The 9,985-nt window shown below is 36.2% G+C and carries 10 protein-coding genes and 1 rRNA gene; 8 read left to right on the top strand and 3 right to left on the bottom strand.

Annotation, left to right across the window (positions count from 1 at the left end):
• Positions 1 to 6: 6 nt before the first annotated feature.
• The 3 genes from rrf to CWS31_RS16795 all read left to right on the top strand — a co-directional run bounded on the left by rrf (position 7) and on the right by CWS31_RS16795 (position 3,043).
• Positions 7 to 121 (top strand): 5S ribosomal RNA (rrf, locus tag CWS31_RS16805).
• A 1,050-nt stretch (positions 122 to 1,171) separates the two neighbouring features.
• Entirely contained in the window at positions 1,172 to 2,356 is a 1,185-nt protein-coding gene (locus CWS31_RS16800; RefSeq protein WP_101345702.1) for a hypothetical protein, read from the top strand.
• Between the two features lie 162 nt (positions 2,357 to 2,518).
• Entirely contained in the window at positions 2,519 to 3,043 is a 525-nt protein-coding gene (locus CWS31_RS16795; RefSeq protein WP_101345701.1) for a L,D-transpeptidase family protein, read from the top strand.
• Between the two features lie 54 nt (positions 3,044 to 3,097).
• Here the strand turns inward: CWS31_RS16795 and CWS31_RS16790 are convergent, their stop codons facing one another.
• Together CWS31_RS16790 and CWS31_RS16785 are read right to left on the bottom strand one after the other, a co-directional pair.
• Positions 3,098 to 4,051, bottom strand: a complete 954-nt coding sequence (locus tag CWS31_RS16790) for a histone deacetylase family protein (protein ID WP_101345700.1) — start codon at positions 4,049 to 4,051, stop codon at positions 3,098 to 3,100.
• A gap of 63 nt (positions 4,052 to 4,114) precedes the next feature.
• On the bottom strand, positions 4,115 to 5,983 hold the full coding sequence (locus CWS31_RS16785) for a GNAT family N-acetyltransferase (RefSeq protein ID WP_101345699.1): 1,869 nt from the start codon (positions 5,981 to 5,983) through the stop codon (positions 4,115 to 4,117).
• Between the two features lie 207 nt (positions 5,984 to 6,190).
• On the opposite strand from CWS31_RS16785, the gene CWS31_RS16780 reads away from it, so the two are divergent.
• From CWS31_RS16780 to CWS31_RS16770, 3 genes are all read left to right on the top strand, one after another.
• Positions 6,191 to 6,829: a sulfotransferase gene (locus CWS31_RS16780; protein WP_101345698.1), complete on the top strand. Its 639-nt coding sequence runs from the start codon at positions 6,191 to 6,193 to the stop codon at positions 6,827 to 6,829.
• A 187-nt stretch (positions 6,830 to 7,016) separates the two neighbouring features.
• Positions 7,017 to 7,589, top strand: coding sequence for a MiaE family protein (locus CWS31_RS16775; RefSeq protein ID WP_101345697.1), 573 nt, complete (start codon positions 7,017 to 7,019; stop codon positions 7,587 to 7,589).
• A 129-nt stretch (positions 7,590 to 7,718) separates the two neighbouring features.
• Complete coding sequence (locus CWS31_RS16770) at positions 7,719 to 8,291, top strand: sugar O-acetyltransferase (protein ID WP_101345696.1); 573 nt, start codon at positions 7,719 to 7,721, stop codon at positions 8,289 to 8,291.
• Between the two features lie 72 nt (positions 8,292 to 8,363).
• Here the strand turns inward: CWS31_RS16770 and CWS31_RS16765 are convergent, their stop codons facing one another.
• On the bottom strand, positions 8,364 to 8,885 hold the full coding sequence (locus CWS31_RS16765; RefSeq protein ID WP_101345695.1) for a DUF1697 domain-containing protein: 522 nt from the start codon (positions 8,883 to 8,885) through the stop codon (positions 8,364 to 8,366).
• 137 nt (positions 8,886 to 9,022) lie between these two features.
• Here CWS31_RS16765 and CWS31_RS16760 point away from each other — a divergent pair, with 137 nt between their 5' ends.
• Together CWS31_RS16760 and CWS31_RS16755 are read left to right on the top strand one after the other, a co-directional pair.
• On the top strand, positions 9,023 to 9,433 hold the full coding sequence (locus CWS31_RS16760) for an acyl-CoA thioesterase (protein WP_101345694.1): 411 nt from the start codon (positions 9,023 to 9,025) through the stop codon (positions 9,431 to 9,433).
• Positions 9,434 to 9,539: 106 nt separating this feature from the next.
• Positions 9,540 to 9,887, top strand: a complete 348-nt coding sequence (locus CWS31_RS16755; protein WP_101345693.1) for a YajD family HNH nuclease — start codon at positions 9,540 to 9,542, stop codon at positions 9,885 to 9,887.
• The last annotated feature ends 98 nt before the right edge of the window (positions 9,888 to 9,985 follow it).

Below are 9,985 nucleotides of genomic sequence, written 5' to 3'. Positions count from 1 at the left end.
TTTTTGTTTAGCGACAATAGCGCTGTGGTCCCACCTGAATCCATTCCGAACTCAGAAGTGAAACGCAGTTGCGCCGATGGTAGTGTGGGAGTTCCCATGTGAGAGTAGGACATTGCTAGACTTCTAATTTGAGCGAAAGCTCTGAAAAGCCCGCAACATTGTTGCGGGCTTTTTGCTTTTTAGCATTTAAAGAATACCGCGTAGGAAGCTGCCCTGCAGGTGACCTAAAACGTATTTTTTTCTGTTATTTACCTCCATATATTGATGAATATATGAGACATAAACATTCAGGTGCACTAATCTTTTCGCCTGCAGGGCAGCCTCCTACGTCGTGCTGTAGGACATTCTCCACTTCAAATTTGAGCGTAAGCTCTGAAAAGCCAGTAACAATGTTACGGGCTTTTTGGTTTTTAGCATTTGAAAAATCTATATTTACTTTCGTATTAGAAAAACTTTGTAGGAAGCTGCCCTGCAGGTGAGCCAAAACATAGTTTTGGTTGTTATCTACCTCAATTTATTGATGAATAACCAACACATAAAGTATTTAGGTGCTCTAATCTTTCGCCTGCAGGGCAGCCTCCTACAGTCGTGCTGTAGGTTGCAAATATTTAGACTCTTTGCTTTCAGCATTTAAAAAAATACCGCGTAGGAAGCTGCCCTGCAGGTGACAAAAAAACGTAGTCTATGTTTGTTATTTAATTTTAACGTATTTATGAATATCCAAGACATAAAATATTCAGGTTGCTCTAATCTTTCGCCTGCAGGGCAGCCTCCTACAGTCGTGCTGTAGGTTGCAAATATTTAGACTCTTTGCTTTCAGCATTTAAAAATAACGCGTAGGAAGCTGCCCTGCAGGTGACCAAAAACGTAGTTTTTGCTGTTATTGACCTCCATAACCTCCATATATTGATGAATATACGATACCTAAACATACAAGGTGTTCGAACCTGTTCGCCTGCAGGGCAGCCTCCTACATGCGATTGTAAGTTCTATAAAATTGGCCAAAAGAGGATAGCTGTTGCGTTGATAGTAATGTCGCTTATATTGATGTGAAACCTAAATGAGAATCGGCAATCTTTTACTTCTAACCTGGCGCATGTGCGTAAAAATGTTATGATCTTATTTCTTTTCCCCAAAAATTAAAATTATTATTTCGGAGCTGTATTAATAAATGAGAAAATTGTTATCTTCCCCTGTCAAAATGGCATTAAATGATGCTGAAAATTTTTCCTATCAAACTGTACTTAAATACGTACCTGATATTAGTTTAAATCTTATGGCGGTAAAAGCTGAAAATCGACCAGAAGATTACCTTGGTTGGTGTATAGAATTGCTTGATGTGTGCTCCAACCGTATCAACATGGATCTTTTGGAAGATGAGCAACTACCAGTTTTAAAAAAAATTGAGCAAGTTTTAATTACTGGGGCAAGTGTTAGCCAACTAAAAATGGCCCGTATCGCACCTTGGCCTATATTTGTCGCCTTTATTGAACAACAAGCTAGCTTACATGCTCTAGAAGAGCGTTTAGCGTTACTTGACTACATAGCTTTGATTAAAGATAAAAATCTAGCTGATATGACAGAGTTAGAGCGTCATGCTTTTTCCGGTAAGCATACGCCACGACATATCCATACTGAGTATAACTTTGATGTTGAATGGTTCGCGGCAACTAAAGGTGCAAAGGTTTTTCATACCCTGTTAGCGGAACAACCAGAGAAATTTGATCTAGCATTAAGTTTTATTCCAAATACTGGTGATGTTACACCACAAGAATATCAGGATTTTGTTAAAGCTTATAAACAGATATTCAAAGAGTATACCGTTAATAAAGACTCGGGTGAAAAAGCACCATTAGCCGCAGCTACACGTTTATTAGCAATGAAACGTCCTGATCAATTTATTGCGTTGACGAACACAAAAATAGACGTGTTATGTCAAGGTCTATCAATTGCTAAGTTTAATGCTTTTGATTTTGAAAGTTATTGGCAAGATATGATTGGTACCTTAAGAACTTTTGCTTGGTGGCATCAAAGTCAGCCCGAAGGAGAGCGTGAAAATAAACTATGGCAAATTCGAGCAATACTTGTAGATCTCTTTATGTTTGCTGATGAATACCTCGCCCAAACATCTAATTATGTACGTATGCGCGATAAGTCATTAAATAAGGTAAGTACAATCAAACAAAACTCGAACAGGCGAGTAAAATTAACACTCGAAGAAGCGGTTGACCAAGCGCTTGCAGAAGAAGGCATTCCTGAATATATTCAAGAAAAACGTGACACAATACTTAATCAGGTTAAACAAGGCAAAAGTGTTGAAGAAGTTATTGGTTTAATGAGAGCTATTTTTGGTTAGGGCAGTTTAAGTTTTCTTGTAATGACGCAGTTATAGCTTATTTTTGTTTATTTAGTAAACGGCTTCTTGATATAATAAACCTATTATTATATCAAGAATAGCTAAATAATATTTATGGATGAATATTAGCAACAACACAATATACTGACTTACGTAAATATTATGAACACCATCTTTATTAAACTTACTACAAACTTATTAACTAAAATCACCGTAAAAATCCTGCTTTTAATCGCTTCTTTATTTTCAAGCGCAAGCTTAGCTTGGGTTGATTTAGTTATGGTTGATAAATCAGATAATAAAATGTATTTGCTCTCAAGTGGCAAGGTTATAAAAGAATATCATGTTGCTCTTGGGAAAAACCCTGAAGGACATAAAGAGCAAGAAGGTGATAAAAGAACACCAGAAGGTTTTTATACTTTAGATTACAAAAAAGAAGATTCTGCTTTTTATCGTGCAATGCATATCAGTTATCCGAATCAATTCGATTTAGATAACGCCGAACAAAAAGGGGTATCAGCAGGTGGACTTATTATGATTCATGGTCAACGCAATAACTTTGAGGGACTTGCACGTTATACTCAAAAGTCTAACTGGACTAATGGCTGTATAGCACTAACTAACCCTGAAATTGATGAATTTATGGCGTTGGTGGAAGTAGGTACTCAAATCCATATTAAATGGTAACTTCATTAATAGTTACCATTCGTCAATATATTTCGCTTTATGATCAACTACCCATTAATTACCAATCAAGCCATTAATGTGAGCGACCACACTTCTTCCTAGGGCACTAGGCGCATAACCACCTTCAAGAACTGATACTATTCTTCCTTTGCTATATTCTGTAGCTATTTTGTTTATTTCATCAGTAACCCAACGAAAGTCCGCTTCGGTTAAGCTCACTTGTGACATTTCATCTTCAATATGGGCATCAAATCCCGCGGAAATAATAATTAATTCAGGTTTGAATTTATGTAATGCAGGTAACCAATGTTCGGTTATTTTCTCTCTGAATTGCTTGCTTTTAGTGATTGCAGCTAAAGGGACATTGATAATAGGTGGTATGTCACTTTCTATCACCTCAAAAGGAAAAAGCGGATATTCATAACTGGAGCAGAACAAGTAGCCTTTATTATCTTCAGGTGTCGCTTTAAAATGATTTTTTATAATATCTTCTGTGCCATTACCGTGGTGTACATCAAAATCAACTATAGCTACACGTTGTAAACCATACTTTTGTTTAGCATAAGCCGCAGCTATGGCTACATTGTTAAAAAAACAAAAGCCCATGCCTTTATCATGTTCAGCATGATGTCCTGGCGGTCTGATTGCACAAAAAACTGATGTTAATGTTTCTTCCATCACTAAATCAACAGCATCTACAGCAGCGCCAGCAGCATATAATATAGAAGTCAGAGTTTTAGTATTCATCACGCTATCAGGGCCGACGATAAAATTATCATCATTGTCATGCGGCGCATTATCAAAAACAAAATCTATATAATGTTGAGTATGGGCTAAAGATAATAACGTTTTATCAATTGGTTTTGAATCAAATTGACGTACAACATAGTCTAAACCACTGCGGATTAATTGATCTGAAATGGCGGTTAAACGTTTGTTATTTTCAGGGTGGTGATCACCCATATCATGCTCGCCACAGCGATAGTGCCCAATAATTCCAACGGTCATAATGATTAATACTCTATATTTTTTTGTTAATGCTGTTTATGAAATTTATATAGTAACTTGAGCTCAGCTTATATTGGTGCTTGCAAATAATGGAAGTTTTAAACTTACTTCATCAAAGTCTTCACTGGCTTGTCGTATAAAACCTGCTCTTTCAAATACCTTTAACATAGAGGCATTATCTCGTCGAACACTTGCGATTAAACTATCAAGTTTTCGTATTCTAGCTATAGCAATAATTTCAGCGAGTAAAGCAGTAGCCATACCACGTCCACGTAGGCTCTCTTTTATCACAAAGGCAACTTCGCCGCTGTTAATACTATCAATATAATAATATCGTGCAACAGCCTGAATTGCCTCACCTAATGAATCTTTTTGCGTAAAACATAAAGCAAGATCGGTATGTTGATTTACACTGACTAAATTACATGACTTTTCACGTGTCATTTGCGTAATATGATGGTTGTAACGCATGATCAATGTTTCTTTATTATGTGAATAAAAAAACTCTTGTAGCTTGCGTTCATCTGCTGGAGCTAGTGGTCGTAATATATAATTAACATCGGCAAAATTAAAACGTTTCATTTCTATTGAGCCTAACTCGGGAACAGAGCTAGGCGTACTTTCTTGGTACTCCGGTACCCAGTAATGTTTACGAACATCACTGAGTAATTTATCCCTAAATTTAGGGTGAGCAATTCGAATTAATTCTAATGCACGTTCTCTAATACTTTTACCTTGAAGTGAGGCGATACCAAACTCAGTTACAACATACGATACATGACCACGCGAGGTTACTACGCCCCCACCTTCGGTGATATGGGTTACAATTCGTGATATCTTTCCATCTTTAGTCGTTGATGGCAGAGCAATAATAGGTTTGCCTCCTTTACTTAATGACGCGCCGCGAACAAAGTCAACTTGTCCGCCAATACCGCTGTAAAATTGATAACCAATAGAGTCCGATACTACTTGTCCGGTTAAATCGACTTCAATAGCACTATTAATTGACACCATATTATCATTTTTAGCAATTTTAACGGGTGAGTTAATATGCTCAGATGGATAAAATTCAATATGCGGGTTTCCATCAACAAAATCATAAACTTTTTGTGTCCCAATACAAAAGCTGACTACGGCTTTACCTTTGTGATAAGTTTTTCGGCGGTTATTAATTACGCCTTTTAGCATCAGATCAATCACTCCATCTGAGATCATCTCACTGTGAATACCTAAGTCTTTATGATTGCCTAAATAAGTTAATACCGCTTCAGGGATTTTACCTATACCAATTTGTAGAGTAGCCCCATTTTCAACTAACATGGCAACGTATTGACCTATCTGCTCGGTACGGCGATCTATTTCAGGAGCAACAATTTGCGGTAATTCTTGATCAACATTAATCCAAGAGTGAATTTGGTTTACATGCACAAAACTATGGCCATTGGTACGTGGCATTTTAGTGTTTACCTGTGCAATTACATACTTCGCGGCTTTAACTGCAGCAGACACAATATCTACGCTAACTCCTAATGAACAATATCCATATTCATCTGGTGGGCTTACCATTATTAGTGCAGCATCAAGGGGGAGTATTTTCTCATGAAACATGTGCGGCACATCAGAAATGAAGCAAGGTGTATAATCACCACGGCCTTCAGCTACCGCTTCTCGAATATTTTTACCGCCAATAAATAAGCTATTTACTTTAAATAAATCTTTATGCTCAACTTTCGCCCAAACGTTTTCAGATAAGGTTAACATATGCACCGTTTCTATATCGTGCAAGCCTTGGCTATTTGCTATAAGGTCATCAATTAAAGCATTAGGTACCGCAGCATTCGAGCCGATAAAAATACGGTTACCCGACTTTAAATAGTCTCCCCATTTTATATTCTTTTGTTCGGTATATAGGTGTCCATCTTGTGCTGTCATGAAATCCCCTAAGCTAAATTTATGAGTTAAATAATGATTAAGTATGCACTCATAATGCTGCAATTTATTGATCCCAATCAATTGGGTCTTTGTTAAATGAATAAATACGTTATAATCGCCCATTCTACCGTATTTTCATTTTCAATTACCATGTGACTTTAGTCTGAATTGAAGAATAATATTCATATAATTAAGGACTTACTTTACATGTTAACAGAAAAAATATTTATTATTGGTTTACCTCGTACGGCTACAACCAGTGTTTGTTTAGCTATGCTAGAGCAAGGTTTTAAAACGGCACATAATGCCTACACTCAAAAATCTTTTATTCAGGCGCAAGTATTAGCCGACACGCCTATATTTTGTGATTATCAAACATTAGATAAGCATTTCCCCAATAGTAAGTTTATCTACTTAACGCGTGAAAGTGAGCGTTGGATCCCATCAATAAAGCAGTTATTACAACGTATGATGGTTAATTTACAGCGCAACGATGGTGGTTTTAACCCACACTTAAAACGTTGTTATAGTGAAACTTTTGCACCCTTAACGCTTGAGAATATAAACAGTGATGAATTTCTAGCTGAGTGTTATAACCGCCACCAACAGGGGGTTATCGACTATTTTAAAAATAGAGAGGGTGATTTGCTCACTATTGATGTTAGTGATGATGATAGTTATATGAATCTTTTAGACTTTCTTAATATAGATAGCGATAAAGCCAGAGAGGGAGGTTTTAAGCAAATTAATATCGGCGGCAAAGTACGGGCTTGGCAGCATCTAAATAATGACTTTAAAGTTGAATCTACCAATAAAGGTCGTATTGATAAGATTTTGTATTCCTGACTTCAGATAAAATAGTTCTTTCTTAATAAAGTATGCGCAAGTCATTCTTTATTTTTAATTGGCTCAATAACATCATCACCTTAACGGTTGTAGCGGTTAAGGTTCACAGGTAAAATCACGCTATAAATTAAAGAATTTTACCTTAAATCACATTCTTTTAAATGAATAGAATTAGAGAGTAGTTAACATGTTTGAATTAAAACACCACACAGGTCAAGACTGGGTTGATGCCGTAATGGCTGACTTTGATCGCTTTTTACAAGATCATGCCGCCGCTGAAAAAAAAGCTTCTGGCATGGCTATGGCAATGTTATCGCATTATCCAGACAAAGCTAAGTTGGTTCGCGCCATGACAGATTTAGCGATTGAAGAGCTTATTCATTTTAAACAAGTGTTAAAACTACTTGTTGCTCGTGATGTCACTTTAGGTCAAGACAAAAAAGACCCTTACATTAGTCAAATTCGTGCCTTATTTCGCAATGGCACAAGTTACTTTATGATGGACAGATTATTAGTTGCTGCTGTTATTGAAGCGCGTGGTTATGAAAAATTCTTTTTAGTGTCAGAAGCTTTACCACCAGGTAAAGACAAAGACTTTTACGTAGCAATAGCTAAATCTGAAGAAAAGCACAAAAATTTATTTGTGGAATTAGCTTATGAGTACTGTGACAAGGCTGAAGTTGATGCTCGTTTAGAAGAAATATTGATTGCTGAAGCTGAGATATGTAAAAGTTTACCTATTCGCGCAGTCCTTCACTAAGAGTGATTTATCTTAATACCGTAAAGCTTAATTAATGCATCAAAACTACATGGATGGCGTCTTTCTTGCGATTAAATTGTTATTGCCTTTCACTTGAATGCACAAAACATAAACTTTTATTGAGCATTAATGAAACATCTTTTTAATAGTATTACCTCTGAACTTATTACCAAGCGAAAGTCGGTACATGAAGTATGTAACCAATTTCGTCGTAGTCCAAGTAAGGGAAATTTAAAGCGAGTAAAAGCGTTGTTTCAGCAATGTGGTGATGGTGTGATTATTGAGTCAGGCTTTCATATGGATTATGGCGATAACGTTAGTATCGGCAATAATACTTATATCAATATTAATTGCACAATACTTGATGGTATCGTGCCTATTGGTAATATATCTACTGATAATAAAGGTTCAATTAGCTCAGGTTCAATTAGTATAGGTAATGACTGCCTTATTGGTCCTAATGTGCAAATTTTAGCTGTTTCTCATGATCTTGAGCCGCAAGCACGCCGAGAGAATAAACATAACTATGTTGAAAGTATTAGCTTAGGCAATAATGTTTGGCTTGGCGGTGGCGTCATTGTACTGTCGGGTATTAACATTGGCGATAACAGCGTTGTAGGCGCAGGTAGTGTAGTGACCAAAAATATTGAGGCTAATAGTTTTTATGCAGGTAATCCAGCAGTTAAAATACGCGACTTGTAAGCGTATTTAATTTGTTGAATAGCAATAATTAAGAGTATAAGTAAATTATTGCTATTGGATAACTTATTCTTTTTAAGCTAACTTTGTAAGCATAGTACTAATTTTATTTATAGTATTTAAGTTACGTCCCGTTGCTGGTTGACTAAGGCAAACCTCAATATTAGCAACTAATTTTGATCTTCCAATTCCCTCTGGTGCGTGCAAATAAAAGACTTTACCTATTACGGTATAACTTTCTGAACTTGCTAAATATTTGTCTACCTTTGCTTGGTTTAATTCAATGTTGTCATTACAAAAGTAACAATGCACAAATTTACCCTCAAAAATTTTATAAGGATTAGCTTCTTGAATAGCAGTAAATTCTGCTTGTTCTAAACTAAACAGCTTTACTGTAAAGCCAAAATTATCTAATACAATGCTTCTAACTAAAGCGTCAGGCTGTGAAGTACATTTTAAAACAACATTTCCACTTTGAATGTATGAGCTTACGCCTTGAAAATTATATTTTGTTAATAATGGGACAAGTTCTTTCATTGGTAGTAAGTTTTTACCGCCAACATTTATGCCTCTAAATAAAAGAATATAATTTTTCATTTATTGCTCTCTAACTTTTTCTCTCTAAATAGTACATTAAAAGTAATACGTTTGTTTAAAGTACTTTTATTAATACCTTTATCGTATCTATACGGTATAGTGGTTAACCATTATCTTACTATAAATTAGAGTTTACTATGCATTTTCTTTCTCGTCGTCTCGTTATGCCAAGTGATTTGAATTATGCCAATGCATTATTTGGTGGACGTGTTCTTGAGTGGATTGACGGTGAAGCAGCTACTTATGCCATCTGTCAGCTAGAAACCAACAGTTTAGTTACCAAACATATTGGTGCAATAAATTTTGAGTCACCAGCTATGCAAGGTGACGTGGTTGAGTTTGGCTTAGCGACTAAAAAAGTAGGGCGTACTTCAATTACAGTTACCTGTTTAGTACGAAATAAAGCAACCAAAGCGACTATTTGTTTAGCGGATGATATTGTATTTGTGCAGTTAGATCCTACAACTAGGCAACCTGTCGCGCATGGAAAAACACTCGAAGGTTTAGTTGAACAAACACAAATTGAATTAAGCACGCTTAACCTGTAATGAATATACAGATTTAATTTATGTGTTGTAAATCATAACTGCTATTGATAAGCCTCGTGCTTAGCAATACACTATAAGTATTATTTATTTATCTTATTAAATTATTATGTCCTCAGATCGTTTTGGCACCAGTGCTAACTACAAACAACAAGAAAAAGGTTATCGTGACCGTGCATTGAAATTATATCCGTGGGTTTGCGGGCGTTGTGCGCGTGCTTTTGAATTTTCAAATTTAAAAGAGTTAACCGTTCATCACGTGGATCACGATCATACTAATAATCCAAATGATGGCAGTAATTGGGAATTGTTATGTATTTACTGTCACGATAACGAGCATGATAAATACACCGACCAAGCTAAATACCAACGCGAAGTAACTGCTGGCGATAGCAATCAAGACACTGCGACTTACAATCCATTCGCGGATTTAAAATCGATGTTGAAGAAATACTAAACAACCACCGTCTAAAGACGGTGGGTTAAAAAACTGCGGACTAAAAGTCCAGCATTTCGGCTAAAGCCGATTACTCCACTTCAAAGTTGTCATTTGAT

Origin of the sequence: Colwellia echini, from assembly GCF_002843355.2 — a bacterium.
Lineage (GTDB): Bacteria > Pseudomonadota > Gammaproteobacteria > Enterobacterales > Alteromonadaceae > Colwellia > Colwellia echini.
The sequence above is the reverse complement of the archived record's forward strand: the minus strand, read 5'-3'. Positions and strand labels throughout refer to the sequence as shown.

Bases quoted from the DNA above. Each gene is read 5' to 3' on its own strand.
- CWS31_RS16800 (WP_101345702.1), top strand. From the start codon at position 1,172: ATGAGAAAATTGTTATCTTCCCCTGTCAAAATGGCATTAAATGATGCT.
- CWS31_RS16795 (WP_101345701.1), top strand. From the start codon at position 2,519: ATGAACACCATCTTTATTAAACTTACTACAAACTTATTAACTAAAATC.
- CWS31_RS16790 (WP_101345700.1), bottom strand. From the start codon at position 4,051: ATGACCGTTGGAATTATTGGGCACTATCGCTGTGGCGAGCATGATATG.
- CWS31_RS16785 (WP_101345699.1), bottom strand. From the start codon at position 5,983: ATGACAGCACAAGATGGACACCTATATACCGAACAAAAGAATATAAAA.
- CWS31_RS16780 (WP_101345698.1), top strand. From the start codon at position 6,191: ATGTTAACAGAAAAAATATTTATTATTGGTTTACCTCGTACGGCTACA.
- CWS31_RS16775 (WP_101345697.1), top strand. From the start codon at position 7,017: ATGTTTGAATTAAAACACCACACAGGTCAAGACTGGGTTGATGCCGTA.
- CWS31_RS16770 (WP_101345696.1), top strand. From the start codon at position 7,719: ATGAAACATCTTTTTAATAGTATTACCTCTGAACTTATTACCAAGCGA.
- CWS31_RS16765 (WP_101345695.1), bottom strand. From the start codon at position 8,885: ATGAAAAATTATATTCTTTTATTTAGAGGCATAAATGTTGGCGGTAAA.
- CWS31_RS16760 (WP_101345694.1), top strand. From the start codon at position 9,023: ATGCATTTTCTTTCTCGTCGTCTCGTTATGCCAAGTGATTTGAATTAT.
- CWS31_RS16755 (WP_101345693.1), top strand. From the start codon at position 9,540: ATGTCCTCAGATCGTTTTGGCACCAGTGCTAACTACAAACAACAAGAA.